The sequence below is a fragment of the Paraconexibacter sp. genome (assembly GCF_059438195.1).
Window position 1 is genome coordinate 53,745 of record NZ_JBLKKY010000016.1, and the last position, 15,352, is coordinate 69,096.

Genomic DNA, 15,352 nt, shown 5'->3' on the forward strand with positions numbered 1-15,352 from the left:
GCCTCGGCTCGGTGCAGCGCCAGGTCCGCCCTACCGCTTCGCCGCCCAGTGCCCGTACTCCTCGCGCAGCGGCGGCTTCGAGATCTTGCCCGTCGGGGTCTTCGGCAGCTCGTCCTTCACGACGACCTCCCGCGGGTGCTTGAACCGCGCGAGCTGCTCCCGCGTGAACTCGAGGACGGCGTCGGCGTCGAGGTCGACGCCGTCCTTCGGGACGACGATCGCGAGGACCTCCTCGCCGCGGTGCTCGTCGGGGACGCCGATGACCGCGGCTTCGAGCACGCCGTCGTAGCGGTAGAGGACCTCCTCGATCTCGCGGGGGTAGATGTTCTCGCCGCCGCGGATGATCATGTCCTTCGTGCGGTCGACGATGAAGAAGTAGCCGTCCTCGTCGACCATGCCCACGTCGCCGGTGTGCAGCCAGCCGTCGCGCAGCGACTCGGCGGTGCTCTCCTCGTTCTTGAAGTAGCCGGGCATGACGTTCGGCCCCTTGATGCAGATCTCGCCGCGCTCGCCCGGAGGGAGGGGAGTGCCGTTCTCGCCGCGGATCTCCATCTGCTGGCCGCGGAGCGGCAGGCCGATCGACCCGGGCTTCTGGGTGCCGTAGTAGGGGTTGATGGAGGCGACGCAGGTCGTCTCGGTGAGGCCGTAGCCCTCGAGGATGCGGATGCCGAAGCGGTCCTGGAAGACGCGGAGCATCTCCTCGGAGAGGGGCGCCGCGCCGCAGATGACGTAGCGCAGCGACGTGGTCGAGAGGTCGCGGTCGCCGGCGGTGTTGAGCAGCGCCGACAGGATCGTCGGGACCGCCGAGATCGAGACCGGCTCGTGCTCCTCCACCATGTCCCAGAACTTGCCGGCGGAGAAGCCGTCCCACATGACGATCTCGCACCCGATCATGAGCGGGATGAGCGTCGTCGCGATCTGCGCGTTGGCGTGGAACAGCGGGAGGATCATCCCGAGGCGGTCCCCGGGCGCGAGCGGGACGAGCTCCGCGGTCTGCCAGGTGTTCGCGAGGACGTTGCCGTGGGTGAGCATCGCGCCCTTCGGCTGCCCCGTCGTCCCCGACGTGTAGAGGATGTGCGCGAGGTCGTCGGGCGTGCGCGTGACGGTCGGCGGCGCGTCGGTGCACGCCCGCAGCTCGTCGAAGGTCCCGTCGTCGATCGAGTACACGCGGATGCCGTCGGGGACGCGCTCGGCGCCGGAGGCGTCCGTCACCACGGCGACCGCCTCGGAGTGGCCGATGACGAACTCGGCCTCGGACCGGGTGAAGGCCGGGTTGACCGGGCCGAACACCGCGCCGGCCTTGAGGATGCCCCACCACGCCTCGAGGAACCGGAGGTGGTTGGGCAGGAAGACCGAGACGACCTCGCCGGGCTTCACTCCCGAGGCGGCGAGCCCCGCCGCGACGCGGTCGGTGACGGCGTCGAACTCGGCGAAGGTCTGGCGCTCGTCGCGGAAGCGGACGAACGGGCGATCGGCGTTCGCGGCGGCCTGGGCGCGCAGGAAGTCGGCGAGATTGCTCATGGCCTCACGCTACGGGCGCACGGGGCCCGCGCGCTTGGGGACGGACCACAACCCGCGCCGGGTCCTGGGAACCCGGGCGACAACCTCGGCGGGTGCTCGCCGGCTCTAGCGCGAGGAGGCTGGGGCGAGCAGCGCCGCGTGCGCGACGTGGGTCATCCGGTCGGCGTACTGGCCGCGGGACCATCCGCGATCGGTGCGCAGCTGGTCCCACAGGGGGATGGAGAGCAGTCCCCAGAGCGTCTCCGTCGCCGATCGCCTGCTCATCCGGGGGTGCAGCGATCCGGCGCGGGCGCAGTCGCCCACCACGAGCCGGCACACGTCCATGAGCGCGTCCATGCGGCCCTCCCACGCGGCGGCGACGTCCGGGTCGACGGTGCGCTCGGGGTAGACGCGACGGGCGACGCCGGCGAAGCTCTCGACGTAGCCGGCCCACCAGCGGACGAGGGCGGCGACCTCCGCGTGCGGGTCCCCGGCGTCGCGGATGGACGCGACGGCCTCGGCGGCGCCCGCGCGCTCGTCGATCTCGGCGAGCGCGGCGCCGAGCAGGCCCGCGCGTGAGCCGAAGTGACGGTAGACCGCCTGGCGCGAGTATCCGGCGCGCGACGCGATCTCTGCGAGCCCGGCCGAGGTGCCGGTCTCGTCGGCGAGCAGCGCGAGCGTCGCGTCGAGGATCGCCGCGCGGGCTCCGCCATGTCGGTGGTCAGGCACGTGACATAGTGTAACGTTACAGCCTGTAACGCACTGATCGGGGGCATGCATGACCGCAGAGACGACACCAGCAGCGACGGCCCGCCGTGCGCAGCGGGCGGTCGAGGACGGACGGCGCGAGGACTGGCTCGCCTGCTTCGACAGCGACTGCCGGGTCGAGGACCCCGTCGGGCACGCGCCGCCGCTCGCCGGCCGTGACGCGCTCGCCGCGTTCTGGGATGCGGGCGTCGCCGGACTCGCGTCGGTGCGCTTCGACACCGCCCCGTGCTGGGAGACCGACGGCGAGGCCATGCTCATCGGCAGGGTGGAGATCGTCGCTCCGAATGGCGTGACGGCGAGCTACGACGGCGCGTTCCACTACGGCATCGGGCCGACGGGAGCGATCGTCCGCCTGCGCGCCTTCTGGGACCTGCCGGCGGTCGCCGGCGCTCTCGCGTCGGCGTAGGACCGCCGCCGAGAGGGTTCCTGCGGCGAATCACGGATGGCAGTGAGCCGCGCAGACGCCACGGTGGGGGTTCACGACCCCGACCATGGTGGTGATCCCGTGCCGCCGCACTGCGACTCACTCGACGGGCCGGTCGTCACGGCCGCCAGACAGGCGCTCGACGCCGGCGACGTCGATATCGCCCTCGCTTACGTCTCCCAGGACGGCGAAGAGGAGGTGCGGCAGGCGTTCGACGCCGCCATCCGCATCCGCGATCAGGGCCCCGCGGTCCGCGAAGTGGCGGACCTGCATCTCTTCGAGACCGTCGTGCGCGTGCACCGTGCCGGGGAGGGCGCCCCGTACACCGGGCTCAAGCCGGCCGGGCTCGACCATGGACCGGTGATCCCCATCGCAGAGCAGGCGATCGAGACCGGCTCCCCTGAACGGCTCGTCGAGCTGCTCACCCAGCGGGTCGAGGAGGAGCTGCGCGCGCGCTTCGCCGAGGTCATGGAGCGCAAGGCTCATGCGGACGGCTCGCTCGACGCCGACCGCGCCTACGTCAGCGCGATGCTCGACCTCCAGGTCTGGAGCCACGGGCTCTACCAGGCGACGAGCGAGACCGCGCACGAGCACGAGCACGCGCACGCCGGTTGACCTCTGCCGGGCTCGAGCGATTGCCAGAGGTCCGGTCGCCACCGCCCCGCACTTTGCACCTCGACAGCCAGATCTGACCGTCAAGGTGCAAAGAGGCGGGCGGCGAATGGCGCGCTCAGGGCGCCTCGCCGCACGTGAGGTCGGCGGCGGTCGACGCGACGTTGGGGCTCGCGCCGTCCTCGCGCCACTGCGCGTAGGTCGTCGCCCAGCACTTCTTCCAGGCGTCGTGGTCCCAGGCGACCTGGCGATCTTGGCCCTGGGTGCTGAAGGAGCCCGCGGACTGGAAGGCGACGGCGGGGGTCGTGGTGGAGGCGAGCCCGGCGGCGACGGCGACGACGGCGAGCCCGGTGCGGATGGTGCGTGTGATGGTCATGCCCGCACAACGGCCACCGCCCCGCCGTCTTACGCGGCCTCCCGCGATCAGCTCTCCGAGCCCCGGTCGGTCGCGAGGTCGCGCATGCGGTCAGGTGGTGATCCCGAGCGGGTCACGCGTGGTAGAGCACGAGCACCATCACGCCGACCACGACGCACAACGTCTCGAAGGTGAGGCGCAGCGGCAGCACGGCCTCCTTGAGCTCCATGAAGTGGATCCCGATCAGGCGCACCTTGATGAAGGTCACCACGAGGACGATCGTGGTCGCGGCCTCAGCGTCGGCGAGGCCGTGTTGAGTTCCGAGCACCCACGACATCACCGACGCGAGGATGAGAACGAGCCAGACGACGCTCGGCCAGCGGAGGAGGATCGATCGCAGGTCGGCGGCCATTGGTTCAGTGCATGAGGTAGAGCAGCGCGAACAGGACGACCCACAGGAGATCGACGAGATGCCAGAAGCAGGCCCCGCCCTCCACGAAGGCGAACTCGTTCCGGGTCATCTGCTCCCTGCGTGACAGCACGTAGATCGCGCAGAGCGCAACGCAGCCGAGCACGACGTGGAAGGCGTGCAGGCCCGTCATGATGAAGAAGTACATGTAGTAGTCGTTCGCCGCGGGCGTGTGCCCGTCGGAGAGCAACATGCCCCACTCCAACCCCTTGTTCGCCAAGAAGATCGCGGCGCACCCGAGGGCGAGGACGAGCATGCGGCGCGCGAGCCTGTCCTGGCGACGCCGCACCGCCTCCACGGCGCTCAGCACGAACAGCGAGCTCGTCAGCAGCAGGAGGGTGTTGACCGCCCCGAACGACCGATGCAGCTCGGACTGCGACAGGTTGAACAGCGTCGGGTCCTCACCCCGGTAGTAGAGGAAGACGCCGAACAGGAGGCCGAAGACGAGGAAGTCGCCGAAGACGAAGATCCACGTCCCGACCTCGCCCGGGATGCGGCGCTCGCGCGTGTCGAGGCGGCCTTCGAGGACGTCACCGATCGCGGGCTCCGGCGGAGCCGCTGTCGAGTGGAGGACGTTCATCCGTGCTCGACCGCCGTCGCGCCGACGGGCTCGCGCTCACGTCCGAGCTCCCGACGCAGATCCTCGAGCTCGCGCGCGAGGTCCTCGATCTCAACAGGAGCGCCCCTCTCATCGAAGGCCTCTGACGGCTCCTCCTCGTGCTCTCGACCGACCGCGCGCAGCAGGTAGACGGTGTTGAGGATCAAGAAGACTCCGAACACCGTGACAGGGACGTACCACGCGAGCAGGCCGTTGTACGCGAACGGGCCGTCCTTGAAGAACACGCAGAGGCTTCCTGGCGTGAACATGAACGTGACCCACAGGTTGAAGTAGCCGAGCCAACGCGGGAAGACGGGATTCGCGCGCCGGTCGCTGAGCATCGACAGCGCCAGAGCGCCGACCAGGACGACGGCGGTCGAGACGAGGGCGACGAAGGGCACCCACGCCAGGTCGTTCAGCATGCGAACGGTCTCCGCCGGCAGATCCTCGCGGAACGCGGCGACCTGCCAGAAGAAGATGAGGTACAGGAACTCGAGCGAGAAGAGCGTGCAGGAGAGGAGCCACACCCAGGGCAGCGGTGACTGACGACCTTCCCCGCGCTGCAGCTGCCGGAAGAAGGCGACGGCGAACGGCACCAGCAGCGCCGCACCGATGGCGCAGAGATACAGGCCGATCCGGATGGCCGTGCGATCCTCCTCGAACATCCGGGCGATCGCCTCCGCGGAGGCCTGGGGGTCGGGTGGTGAGATGAAGCCGGAGAGGAAGAAGCCCGCGAAGAAGAGCAGCAGCATTCCGAATCCGGTTGCCGCGCATGCCTGTTGAACCCTGAACGCCACGAAGTGCCTCCGTCAGATCGACCTGGATCTCGCGGTGCGAGCCTGGTCCGACGCTACGTGCCCCCCATCCGGGCCTGTGTCCCAACATGAGACATGCGCGCGAGCAGGCGCGACCTTAGGTTCCCGAGCGTCCGGCCGCTCGTGGGCCGACGTCCGAAGGGAGTGGCTGATGCGTGAAGAACCACCGAGGTCCGCCGACAGCGAGCATCGCGACGTCGTCGTCGTCGGCGCCGGGATCGCGGGGCTCTCGACCGCCGCGCTGCTCGCCCACGCCGGCAAGAGCGTGCTCGTGGTGGAGAGCGAGGACCGCGTCGGCGGCCGGGGCTCCACGGAAGAGATCGACGGCTTCCTGGTGAACACCGGCGCGGTCGGCATCGAGCTCGGCGGCCCGATGGAGGACGTGTTCCGCGCCGTCGGAGCGCCGTTCGACGTGCGCCAGCCGCCAGGCGGCGTCGTCCTGCGCATCAAGGGCCGCACGTTGCGCACCGACAACCTGCTCGGCCGCCTGCTGCTCGACGGCGTCATGCGTCGCGGGGGCGCGCTTCTGCAGCGCCTCTCGCGCGCGGGATCGAAGGCCGATGGCCCAGAGCCGACCCTCGCGGAATGGGTTGGCCGGTACACGTCCAACGCGACCGTCCACCAGCTCTTCCGCAATCTCTCGGCGGGCTTCTACGCCGTCAACCACGACGAGCTGCCGGCGCGTGTGATGTTCCACTACCTCGTGCACAAGAGCGGATTCCGTCGGTTCGGATTCGGCCCGTACGGGACGATCGGCCCGATGCGCGACCTCGCGCGGGCTGTTCAGCGCGACGGCGGCGACGTCTGGCTGTCGAGTCCGGCGGTCGGCCTGACGCTGGGTGACGACGGGTGCGTCAGCGAGGTCGTGGTCCGCCGTGACGGCGAGGAGGTGCGCGTGGCGTGCGAGCACGTCGTCTGCAGCGCTGGGCCCGACGTCGCGGTGGCGCTGTGCGGCGAGGAGGCGTTTCCCGCCGACTACGTGGCGCTCGTCCGCGAGCGGGTCGTCGCCGCGCCGATGTTCAACATCCACATCGCGAGCCGCGCCCGCCTGCTCGACGCCGACGCAGGGCTCATCTTCTTCGGCGATACGACGCGCCTGTGCGCGTTGGCGCACATCACGTCGGTCTGCCCGGAGTCGGCTCCCGAGGGCTGGGAGCTCTACCAGGCCTTCGCGGTGCCGATCCCGGCGCTCGGCGACTACGACGCGGAGGCCGAGCTCGCGACGACGATGGCCGAGCTGCGACGCGAGCTCGACGGCTTCGACGACGCGCGCATCATCGCCGCGCCGATCCGCTGGGCCCAGCTCGTGCGGGCCGGCCAGGAGCTCGACTCGGCGACGCCGATCGCGAACCTGTGGAACGTCGGTGACTCCACGCGGGCCTTCGCGGATCTCGGACTCCAGGCCAGCGCGGCCAACGGGCAGGAAGTCGCGCGCCGGGTCCTGCGGGCCGGCCACCGGCGAGCGGTTGGTGGTCGTGCGATCCGGGTCGCCGCGGAGGCGTCCTGAGCGAACGCCCTCGGGAGGGGATGCGAGCCGTTCTCAGGAGGACATCGCGCCCTCGCGGCGCTCGAGGACGATCCTCGTCCTCGTGTCGGTGACCCGGCCGCGCCGGCGCAGCCGGTTGATGACGTCCTGCAGATGCGCCGCGTCGCGCACCCGCAGCTGGACGAGGGCGTCAGCGCTCCCGGCCGTCGTGTAGACGGCGAGGACCTCCGGCTCGTCGGTCAGCGACCGGAAGATGTCGTCGATGTCGACGTCGCCGGCGTAGCGCAGCTCGGTGAACGCCTCGAGGCAGGGGCCGACCCTGTCGTGGCGGACGATCGCCGTGTAGCCGGCGATGACGCCGGAGCGCTCGAGGCGCTGCACCCGTCGCTGGACCGGGGCGGGGGAGAGGCAGACCTGCTTCGCGATGTCGCGGATCGTGCGCCGGCCGTCGCGCACGAGGAGGTCGACGATCGCTCGGTCGACCTCGTCGAGCGGCGGATGGGTCATGGCAGGGAAGTCCCGACCGGTTCCGGTGTCGCCCGCGAGGCGAGGTCGGCGGCGCGGGGCGCGGCGAGGACTCTGCGGGCGACGTCGAGCGCGCTCGCGGCGCAGCCCTGCATGCCGATCTCCGCGTAGCCGCGCGCCGCGTCGCCGACGTTCCAGAGACCCGTGATCGGGGTCGTCGGTGGCAGCTCGTCGCCGGGCAGGACCTTCACCGGCCACTCGAGCGGGGCCGAGAGCAGCGTCGCGTCGCGGAACCCGTCGAGGTGCGTCGCGAGCTCGTCGAGGGCCCGTGTGCGCTCGACCTCCTCGTCGAAGGCGCCGAGGGCGGGAACGGGGACGGCGTTCGCGACGTGCAGGTACCACCCGGGCGGCGCCATGCCCGGGCTCACGCTCGTCACGTGTGACACCGCGCACACGCGCTCGGTGTCGGCGAAGAAGAGGATCGCGCTCTCGCCGGTGAGCGGGCGACGGCTTGCGAAGTTGATCGAGAACATCGGCGCGTTCACGACGCGCCGCCGAACCTCGTCCGCGTAGTCAGCGGGCACGACGTCGTGGCCGCAGAGGTCCACGGCTACCTCAGGCCCGGCGTTGCAGACGACGTGCGAGCAGTCGATCCGCACTGTCCCGTCGTCGCTGCGCGAGGTGACGGCGACCGCGCGCCCGTCCTCGACGACGATCGACTCGACCGTCGTCCCGACGCGGACCTCGCCGCCGTCCCGCTCGACCGAACGTGCGAGCGCGCGCAGGGGCCCGATCGTCCCCTCGGGATGGAACCCGATCTCGCGGAACGCGCTCTTCGAGGCGAGGTAGTGCAGGAGGATGCGCGCCGGGACCTCGTCGCTGTTGAGCGAGTAGAAGCCGGCGGAGATGTTGCGCGCGATGCGGTGCAATCGGGCGTTCGACGTGCGACGCCCGAGCCACTCGCGCAGGGACGGGTCGCGGCCGTCGGCCTCGCGCTCGCGCTCGAGCCGGCGCGCGGACGCGGAGAACGCCGGGCGCAGTACCCGGTCGTAGAGATGCCCGCCGATGCGCGAGGTCGTCTCGATGTCCTTTCCGCCGACGCGGAGGACGACCCCGCGTTCCGGCACGAGAACGCCGAACGGCGCGCCGACGGCGTCGAAGACCTCCTCCATCGCGCCGTGGCGCTCGATCGCGACCGCGCCCGCGCCGACGAGGAAGCCGTCGTGCGGGTCGGTCCCCGCCCGTCCGCCGATCCGCGCCTCCTTCTCCAGGACGATGACCCGGCGCCCGGCACGGGCGAGGAGCGCCGCGGCGCAGAGGCCGCCGACGCCCGATCCGATGACGACGACGTCGGCTCGCATGTCAGTCCTTGTTGAGCTTGAGGTTGACGGCGGCGCCCGGGTCGTCGGGCTTCATCTCGCCGGCGTAGGCGCGGCTGTGCAGCTCCTCGAGCGGCATCCCGTCGCGACGCGCGGCGAGGAGCTTCGCGGGATCGACCGGGATCCCCGGGGGGTTCGAGCGGACCTCCGGCGAGGCCATGTACGCCTTCGACCGCTCGTGGTCGCCGAACGCGTCGGTGAGCAGCTCGACGAGGTTGCCGTCCGGGTCGTGGAAGTAGAACGCGAACGTGATGCCGTGATCGACGCAGAACGACGGCGTGATCGAGAGGCCCTGGAGGCGCTCCCACGTCGCGAGGAGGTCGTCGATCGAGTCGTACTCCCAGGCCGTGTGCATGACGCCCGGCGTCTTCGGGGAGAAGTCGCCTTCGACGCCCGGGATCGCGAAGAAGCCCATGCGGTGGTGCATGTGGTCGTTCGACGTCCAGACGCCCTTGAACGGCGTCGCCGGCGGCTCGGCCTCGAGCGTCGGGCGCTGGCCGAGCACGTTGCGGTACCAGCGGAGCATCTCCTCCTGGCGCGCCGTCTGGTTGCCGGTGTGGTTGAGCGTCGGGCAGATGACGGCGACGCCGTTGTCGTCGAGGACCTCGCTCTCGAGCGTGGCGTCTTGCGTGCTTCCGGTCATGGACGTCTCCTCCAGGGTGGCGTGATGGCTGCCTCTCACCTTGCGAAGACGGAGCGTCGACCCGGTGTCTCAATGTCGGACAACCCGGAGCGGACAGGGCGTGCGCCAATCGCAGGACATGCGCGCGACACGAGGCGAGACGGGGGACGGTCCGGCGTGGGTGAGCGAGCTGCCGCGACTGCGCCGTGAGCTGCGCGGCGCGACGACGGTCGGGCAGCTGCTCGCCCGCGCGGCAGCGCTCGCCTGCGAGCGCTACGAGTTCACGCGGGCGGTCGTCTTCGGGGTCGACGGACGGCGGCTCACGAGCGACGCGACGGACCCGCTCGAGGAGCCGGCGAGCGACCTCCTCCGACGGCGCGTCCTCCAGCAGCCGCTCGAGCTCGCGCCCGACACCGTCGAGGTCGATCTCGTGCGTCGGCCGTGGATCGGCGCGCGGACGGGGCATCGGACGACGGTGGGTCCCGCCCTTGGCCTCACCGCGCCCGTCCTCGCCGCGGTCGCTCCGGAGACGCGGGCCCTCGCGCTCGTCGTCGCGGACCGGGGCGAGGACGGGTCGGCACTCGGCGACGACCTCGGCGTCATCGCGAGCCTCGCGGCCCTCGTCGAGATCGGCGTCGAGCGTCTCGTGCTGCGCGCCCGTGCCCATGAGGTCGACGCCGAGCTGCGGCAGGTCGTCGGGTCCGCGCACGCGCTCCTCGACGAGGTCGTCCGCTCCCCGATCGCGCTGCCGGCCGACCGCGGTCGCGGCGAGGTCTTCCCGCGTGCGCCGGCCGGTCCGGGCGGGCCGGGAGCCCTGCGCTCCCTGCTCACCGACCGCGAGGCGGAGATCGCGCTCCTCATCATGCGCGGGCTTTCGAACAAGCAGATCGCCGAGCAGCTCGTCGTCTCGCCCGAGACGGTGAAGGCATGGGTGCCGCGCGTCCTGCGCAAGCTCGGCGCGGCGAACCGGGTCGAGGCGGCGGCGATCACGGCGCGGCTCGCCGACTCGTGACGCGGAGCGTGTCGCAAGATGAGACACCGCCACCTCCGGACGGCCCGCCTACGTTCGAGAAAAGGCCCGGTGCCGGTGAGCGGCCGGCGGAACGTCCCTGGAGGAACGATGGAAGAGCGCGTGGAGTTCGAGAGCGAAGGCGAGACGCTGGTCGGGACCCTGTTCCGGCCCGACGGCGCGGAGGGCCCGCTGCCCACCGTCGTCGCCGGCGGCGGGTGGTGCTACGTGAAGGAGATCGTCCTCCCGCACGTCGCTCGCGTCATCAACACGCAGGGCGTCCAGGTGCTCGGATTCGACTACCGCGGGTTCGGCGAGAGCGGCGGCGCCCGCCGCCAGCACGTCGACCCGCAGATGCAGATCGAGGACTACCGGAACGCGATCACCGCGGTCGAGCGTCGGGACGACGTGGACCCGGAGGCGATCGGCGCGTTCGGCATCTCCTACAGCGGCGGGCACGTCCTCGTCCTCGCCGCGATCGAGCCGCGGCTGAAGGCCGTCGTGAGCGTCGTCCCCGTCGTCGACGGCTACATGAACATGAAGCGGGCGCACGGCGAGCTGCCGTTCCGCCGCTTCGAGGAGGCGCTGCTCGCGGACCGCCGAGCCCGCTACGACGGCGAGGGTGGCACGTGGCCGATGACGACGCGCACGCCCCACGAGGAGCTGTCGACATGGCCGTTCCCGCACACGAACGAGGTCTTCCTCGAGCTGAAGCGCACCGAGGCGCCGCTGCACGAGCACTGGAACACGATCGAGTCGGCGGAGCTCCTCCTCAACTACAACGTCGACCCGTTCATCCCGCGGATCCTCGACACCGCGGTGATGATGATCGTCGCCGAGGGCGACAACCTCACCCTCTGGGACCTCGAGATCGACGTCTTCAACCGGGTCCCGTCTCCGCACAAGTCGCTGCAGATCCTCCCGGCGGTGAGCCACATGAGCATCTACTCCGACCGCGCTGACACGAACGTCACGGGGCGCCACGCCGCGAGCTGGTTCGCCGAGCACCTCGCCCCCGGCGCGGCGGCTCCGGCGGCCGCTGACGGCAACGGCAAGGTCGCGCCCGGCAGCGTGCCCACGGCGTCGTGAGCCGCTGGGCGCACATCGCTCCCGTCCCCGAGGCGGCGGAGCGCCACCGCCGCTCCGGGGATTGGGACGACCGCCCGCTCCCGTCGCTGCTCGAGGACGCCGTCGCCCGCGACCCGGAGGGAACGGCGATCGTCGACGGCGGGACGCGGCTCACCTACGGTGAGCTCGACGCGCACGTCCGGGGCCTCGCCTCCTCGCTGCGCCGCATGGGCGTCGGTCGCGGAGACGTCGTCGCCTGGCAGCTGCCGAACTGGTGGGAGGCCGCGGTCCTCCACCACGCCGTCCTCGCGATCGGCGCGGTGAGCAACCCGCTCATGCCGATCCTGCGCGAGCGCGAGCTCGTCTTCATGCTCCGCCAGGCCCGGCCGCGCGTCCTCGTCGTCCCCTCGACGTTCCGCGGCTTCGACTTCGCGGCGATGGCCCGCGGGCTCGTCTCGCTCGTCGAGGACATCGAGCACCTCGTCGTCGTCCGCCCGGACACCGGCGAGCACACGGACCTCGCGAGCCTCCTCGCCGGCGACTCCGAGAAGGAGGAGAGGGTTCACTGCGATCCGGACGATCCGGTCCTCCTCCTCTACACCTCGGGCACCGAGTCGAACCCGAAGGGTGCTGTCCACAGCCACAACACCCTCGGGTACGAGAACCGCTCGATCCGCGACCTGTACTCGCTCACCGATCGGGACGTCGTGTTCATGCCCTCGCCGATCGGGCACATCACCGGCGTCCTCTACGGGCTCCACCTCCCGGTGCTCCTCGGCGCGCCCGTCGTCTTCCAGGACGTCTGGGAGCCGGGCGAGGCGCTGCGCCTCATCGCTCGCGAGCGGTGCTCCTTCCAGGTCGGCGCGACGCCGTTCCTCCACCAGTTCGCCCACCACCCCGATCTCGCCGAGAGCGACGTCTCTTCGCTGCGTGTCTTCGCCTGCGGCGGCGCGGACGTCTCGCCCGAGCTCATCCGCACCGCGACCGAGCGGCTCGGCTGCACCGCGGTGCGGGTGTACGGGTCGACCGAGTTCCCGACGGTGACCGGCGGCTCCGCCGACGACCCGCTCGAGAAGCGCGCGACGACCGACGGCCGCGTCATCGGCAGCGCGCAGCTGCGGATCCTCACCGAGGACGGCGCGGAGGCGGCGACGGGCGAGGCCGGCGAGATCCGGGTTCGCGGACCGGAGCAGCTCCTCGGCTACCTCGACCCGGTGGTGAACGCGCGGAGCGTCGACGAGGACGGCTGGTTCCGCACCGGCGACCTCGGCCGGCTCGACGCCGACGGGTACCTCACGATCTCCGGACGCGAGAAGGACCTCATCATCCGCGGCGGCGAGAACATCAGCTGCAAGGAGATCGAGGACCTCCTCCTCGAGCACCCTGCCGTCGCCGACGTCGCGATCGTCGCGATGCCCGACCCGGTGATGGTCGAGCGCGCCTGCGCCTATGTCGTCCCGTCGGACGGCGCGGCCCCGACGCTCGCCGATCTCGCCGAGCATCTGCTCGCGCACAAGCTCGCGAAGCAGAAGCTGCCCGAGCGGCTCGAGCTCGTCGACGAGCTGCCGCGCACCGCGACCGGCAAGATCCGCAAGTTCGAGCTCCGCGCCCGCATCCGGGCGACGGTCGACGCCGAGACCGGACGGTCCGACGAGGCGGTGTCCGCATGAGGCTCGCGCTCGACGACGCCCAGCGCGTGCTGCGCGCCGAGGTCGAGGCGGCGCTCGCCGAGATCCCGCCGCCGGACGTCGGGGGCGTCGACTTCTCCGAGCGCGTCACGGCGCTCCGCGCGTGGCAGGCGCGCCTCGCTGCCGCGCGTCTCGTCGGCGTCTCGTGGCCGGTCGAGGACGGCGGCCGGGGCGGGAGCGCGATGGATCAGGTCATCGTCAGCCAGGCGCTCGCGCTCGCCGGCGCGCCGCAGCTCCCCGGCTTCGTCGGGCTCGACGTCGTCGGCCCGTCGATCATCGCCCACGGGACCGACGAGCAGCGTCGTCGTCTCCTCCCTCCGCTGCTCGCGGCCGACGAGCTGTGGTGCCAGGGGTTCTCCGAGCCCGGCGCGGGCTCGGACCTCGCGTCGCTCGCGACGACGGCGGAGGTCCGCGACGACCACTTCGTCGTGCGCGGCCAGAAGACCTGGACCTCCTACGCGCAGTTCTCGCGCTGGTGCGCCGTGCTCGCGCGCACCGACCCCGACGCGCCTGCGCACAAGGGCATCTCGTATCTCCTCGTCGACATGGAGTCGGCCGGCATCGAGATCCGGCCGATCACGCTCATCTCCGGCGACCCGGAGTTCAGCGAGGTCTTCCTCGACGACGTCCGCGTGCCGCGCGAGAACCTCCTCGGGGAGCTCCACGGCGGCTGGGCGATCGCCATGCACACGCTCGGGCACGAACGCGGGACCTACGCGGCGAGCCGGCAGGCGACGCTGCGCGTGCAGCTCGACGGGCTCATCCGGCGGGCGCGGTCGGTGACACGGGCGGGTGTCCCCGCCCTCGAGCTGCCCGAGGTCGCGGCGGCCGTCACGCGGGCGCACGTCGCGGTCGAGGTCCTCGGCCACCACACGACGAGGAGTCTCGGGCGCGACGCCGCGCGCAGCGGCCCGGGCCCCGAGAGCTCGGTCGACAAGCTCTTCCTCAGCATGGCCGAGCAGGAGATCGGGCACGCGTCGCTCGCCGTTCTCGGCCCCGCGGCGACGAGCGCGCACACCGACGACCGGACGGCGGCCCTCCGCGACGCCTACCTCTACGGGCGCGCCGCCTCCGTGTACGGCGGAAGCGCGCAGATCCAGCGGAACATCATCGCCCAGCGGCTGCTGGGCCTCCCGAGGAGCGGTTAGATGGATCTCGAGCTCGACGCCGAGCAGACGGCACTGCGCGACTCAGCGACGGGGTTCCTCGACCGGCATGCACCCCCGAGCTCCCGCGGCGCGCTCACCGACGAAGCCATCGGCGACCTCTGGCGCGGGGTCGGGCAGCTCGGCTGGCTCGAGCTCGGGACCGGCGACGACGACGACCTCTTCGGCGTCGTCGGCTCGGTGATCGTCTCGGCCGAGATCGGGGCGCACGCGGTTCCGCTCCCGTTCGCCGAGCACACCGCGTTCGCCTCCCGCGTCCTCGCGACGACGGGCGACGCGGGGCAGCGCCACACCTGGGGGCGGGGGCTCGCGGGCGGGGCGCCGGTCTGCACGGCGGCCGTCGTCGAAGAGCACTGCGACTGGAGCCTCGCGAATCTCCAGGCTCGGGCCAGGCCCGTCGCGGGCGGCTGGCGCGTGACCGGACGGAAGACCTGCGTGCCGTTCGCCGCGCGCGCCGGTGCGATAGCGGTCGTCGCCGACACCGGCGACGGGCTCGGCGTCTTCATCGTCGAGCGGGGCGCCAGTGGGCTCCGGCTCGAACCCGAGGCGGGCTTCGACACGAGCCGCGAGTCGGGCGCGATCCTCCTCGACGAGGTCGAGGTGCCGTCCGACGCCGCGATCTGCGGTCCGCACGTCGGCGAGGCGCTCGCCGTCGCCCTTCGCGTCGCCGCCGTCTCGACCGCCGCCGAGGGCTGCGGCGCCGCGAACGCGCTTCTCGACATCGCCGTCGCCTACGCGAAGGAGCGCGCGCAGTTCGGGCGGCCGATCGGCGGCTTCCAGGCGATCGCCCACCTCCTCGCGGACATGCTCGTCCTCAAGGAGACGAGCTGGTCCACCGTCTTGCACGCGGCGGCCGCGATCGACTCCGGGCTGCCGGGGGCGGACGACGGTGCGCGCGTCGCCGCGAGCCACGCGGGCCGGGCGTCGC

17 protein-coding genes are annotated in these 15,352 nt (G+C 71.8%); 8 read left to right on the top strand and 9 right to left on the bottom strand.

The genetic code is table 11. The features are described from left to right. Positions 1-30: 30 nt before the first annotated feature. Positions 31-1,521 carry a class I adenylate-forming enzyme family protein gene (locus ACME2J_RS08010; RefSeq protein ID WP_495544368.1) on the bottom strand — a complete coding sequence of 497 codons (1,491 nt, stop codon included), beginning with the start codon at positions 1,519-1,521 and terminating at the stop codon, positions 31-33. Positions 1,522-1,626: 105 nt separating this feature from the next. Continuing rightward, positions 1,627-2,229: a TetR/AcrR family transcriptional regulator gene (locus ACME2J_RS08015; protein ID WP_495544369.1), complete on the bottom strand. Its 603-nt coding sequence runs from the start codon at positions 2,227-2,229 to the stop codon at positions 1,627-1,629. Between the two features lie 49 nt (positions 2,230-2,278). Here ACME2J_RS08015 and ACME2J_RS08020 point away from each other — a divergent pair, with 49 nt between their 5' ends. Together ACME2J_RS08020 and ACME2J_RS08025 are read left to right on the top strand one after the other, a co-directional pair. Then, positions 2,279-2,674, top strand: coding sequence for a nuclear transport factor 2 family protein (locus ACME2J_RS08020; protein WP_495544370.1), 396 nt, complete (start codon positions 2,279-2,281; stop codon positions 2,672-2,674). Positions 2,675-2,710: 36 nt separating this feature from the next. Further along, the gene (locus ACME2J_RS08025) at positions 2,711-3,307 is read left to right on the top strand and encodes a DUF6448 family protein (protein ID WP_495544371.1); all 597 of its coding nucleotides are present in this window, start codon (positions 2,711-2,713) and stop codon (positions 3,305-3,307) included. Positions 3,308-3,422: 115 nt separating this feature from the next. On the opposite strand, the gene ACME2J_RS08030 is transcribed toward ACME2J_RS08025, so the two are convergent. The 4 genes from ACME2J_RS08030 to ACME2J_RS08045 form a co-directional block, all read right to left on the bottom strand. Further along, on the bottom strand, positions 3,423-3,680 hold the full coding sequence (locus tag ACME2J_RS08030; protein WP_495544372.1) for a hypothetical protein: 258 nt from the start codon (positions 3,678-3,680) through the stop codon (positions 3,423-3,425). A gap of 112 nt (positions 3,681-3,792) precedes the next feature. After that, positions 3,793-4,071, bottom strand: a complete 279-nt coding sequence (locus ACME2J_RS08035; RefSeq protein ID WP_495544373.1) for a cytochrome C oxidase subunit IV family protein — start codon at positions 4,069-4,071, stop codon at positions 3,793-3,795. 4 nt (positions 4,072-4,075) lie between these two features. Then, positions 4,076-4,708: a cytochrome c oxidase subunit 3 gene (locus ACME2J_RS08040; protein ID WP_495544374.1), complete on the bottom strand. Its 633-nt coding sequence runs from the start codon at positions 4,706-4,708 to the stop codon at positions 4,076-4,078. Then, a complete protein-coding gene (locus tag ACME2J_RS08045; protein WP_495544375.1) occupies positions 4,705-5,478 on the bottom strand; it encodes a hypothetical protein in 774 nt (257 codons plus the stop codon). The genes ACME2J_RS08040 and ACME2J_RS08045 overlap by 4 nt, the downstream gene beginning before the upstream one ends. 214 nt (positions 5,479-5,692) lie before the next feature. On the opposite strand from ACME2J_RS08045, the gene ACME2J_RS08050 reads away from it, so the two are divergent. Then, the gene (locus tag ACME2J_RS08050) at positions 5,693-7,048 is read left to right on the top strand and encodes a phytoene desaturase family protein (protein WP_495544376.1); all 1,356 of its coding nucleotides are present in this window, start codon (positions 5,693-5,695) and stop codon (positions 7,046-7,048) included. Between the two features lie 33 nt (positions 7,049-7,081). On the opposite strand, the gene ACME2J_RS08055 is transcribed toward ACME2J_RS08050, so the two are convergent. Genes ACME2J_RS08055 through ACME2J_RS08065 form a run of 3 tightly spaced genes read right to left on the bottom strand, consistent with a single transcriptional unit; the run spans position 7,082 to position 9,514 of the window. Continuing rightward, positions 7,082-7,534, bottom strand: coding sequence for an Lrp/AsnC family transcriptional regulator (locus ACME2J_RS08055; RefSeq protein WP_495544377.1), 453 nt, complete (start codon positions 7,532-7,534; stop codon positions 7,082-7,084). Beyond that, positions 7,531-8,853 (bottom strand): phytoene desaturase family protein, encoded by a 1,323-nt coding sequence (locus ACME2J_RS08060; RefSeq protein WP_495544378.1) that lies wholly within the window; start codon positions 8,851-8,853, stop codon positions 7,531-7,533. Before ACME2J_RS08060 ends, ACME2J_RS08055 begins: the two co-directional genes overlap by 4 nt. Position 8,854: 1 nt before the next feature. Next, positions 8,855-9,514, bottom strand: coding sequence for a VOC family protein (locus ACME2J_RS08065; protein ID WP_495544379.1), 660 nt, complete (start codon positions 9,512-9,514; stop codon positions 8,855-8,857). Positions 9,515-9,632: 118 nt separating this feature from the next. Here ACME2J_RS08065 and ACME2J_RS08070 point away from each other — a divergent pair, with 118 nt between their 5' ends. From ACME2J_RS08070 to ACME2J_RS08090, 5 genes are all read left to right on the top strand, one after another. Next, complete coding sequence (locus tag ACME2J_RS08070; RefSeq protein WP_495544380.1) at positions 9,633-10,505, top strand: helix-turn-helix transcriptional regulator; 873 nt, start codon at positions 9,633-9,635, stop codon at positions 10,503-10,505. A gap of 108 nt (positions 10,506-10,613) precedes the next feature. Beyond that, positions 10,614-11,591, top strand: a complete 978-nt coding sequence (locus ACME2J_RS08075) for an alpha/beta hydrolase (RefSeq protein ID WP_495544381.1) — start codon at positions 10,614-10,616, stop codon at positions 11,589-11,591. Next, positions 11,588-13,240: an AMP-binding protein gene (locus ACME2J_RS08080; RefSeq protein WP_495544382.1), complete on the top strand. Its 1,653-nt coding sequence runs from the start codon at positions 11,588-11,590 to the stop codon at positions 13,238-13,240. Before ACME2J_RS08075 ends, ACME2J_RS08080 begins: the two co-directional genes overlap by 4 nt. Then, on the top strand, positions 13,237-14,406 hold the full coding sequence (locus tag ACME2J_RS08085) for an acyl-CoA dehydrogenase family protein (RefSeq protein WP_495544383.1): 1,170 nt from the start codon (positions 13,237-13,239) through the stop codon (positions 14,404-14,406). Before ACME2J_RS08080 ends, ACME2J_RS08085 begins: the two co-directional genes overlap by 4 nt. Further along, on the top strand, positions 14,407-15,352 hold a 946-nt coding region (locus ACME2J_RS08090; RefSeq protein WP_495544384.1), incomplete at its 3' end, for an acyl-CoA dehydrogenase family protein.

Coding starts and splice junctions, on each gene's coding strand:
- ACME2J_RS08010 (WP_495544368.1), bottom strand. CDS start 1,521: ATGAGCAATCTCGCCGACTTCCTGCGCGCCCAGGCCGCCGCGAACGCC.
- ACME2J_RS08020 (WP_495544370.1), top strand. CDS start 2,279: ATGACCGCAGAGACGACACCAGCAGCGACGGCCCGCCGTGCGCAGCGG.
- ACME2J_RS08025 (WP_495544371.1), top strand. CDS start 2,711: ATGGCAGTGAGCCGCGCAGACGCCACGGTGGGGGTTCACGACCCCGAC.
- ACME2J_RS08030 (WP_495544372.1), bottom strand. CDS start 3,680: ATGACCATCACACGCACCATCCGCACCGGGCTCGCCGTCGTCGCCGTC.
- ACME2J_RS08035 (WP_495544373.1), bottom strand. CDS start 4,071: ATGGCCGCCGACCTGCGATCGATCCTCCTCCGCTGGCCGAGCGTCGTC.
- ACME2J_RS08040 (WP_495544374.1), bottom strand. CDS start 4,708: ATGAACGTCCTCCACTCGACAGCGGCTCCGCCGGAGCCCGCGATCGGT.
- ACME2J_RS08045 (WP_495544375.1), bottom strand. CDS start 5,478: ATGCTGCTGCTCTTCTTCGCGGGCTTCTTCCTCTCCGGCTTCATCTCA.
- ACME2J_RS08050 (WP_495544376.1), top strand. CDS start 5,693: ATGCGTGAAGAACCACCGAGGTCCGCCGACAGCGAGCATCGCGACGTC.
- ACME2J_RS08055 (WP_495544377.1), bottom strand. CDS start 7,534: ATGACCCATCCGCCGCTCGACGAGGTCGACCGAGCGATCGTCGACCTC.
- ACME2J_RS08060 (WP_495544378.1), bottom strand. CDS start 8,853: ATGCGAGCCGACGTCGTCGTCATCGGATCGGGCGTCGGCGGCCTCTGC.
- ACME2J_RS08065 (WP_495544379.1), bottom strand. CDS start 9,514: ATGACCGGAAGCACGCAAGACGCCACGCTCGAGAGCGAGGTCCTCGAC.
- ACME2J_RS08070 (WP_495544380.1), top strand. CDS start 9,633: ATGCGCGCGACACGAGGCGAGACGGGGGACGGTCCGGCGTGGGTGAGC.
- ACME2J_RS08075 (WP_495544381.1), top strand. CDS start 10,614: ATGGAAGAGCGCGTGGAGTTCGAGAGCGAAGGCGAGACGCTGGTCGGG.
- ACME2J_RS08085 (WP_495544383.1), top strand. CDS start 13,237: ATGAGGCTCGCGCTCGACGACGCCCAGCGCGTGCTGCGCGCCGAGGTC.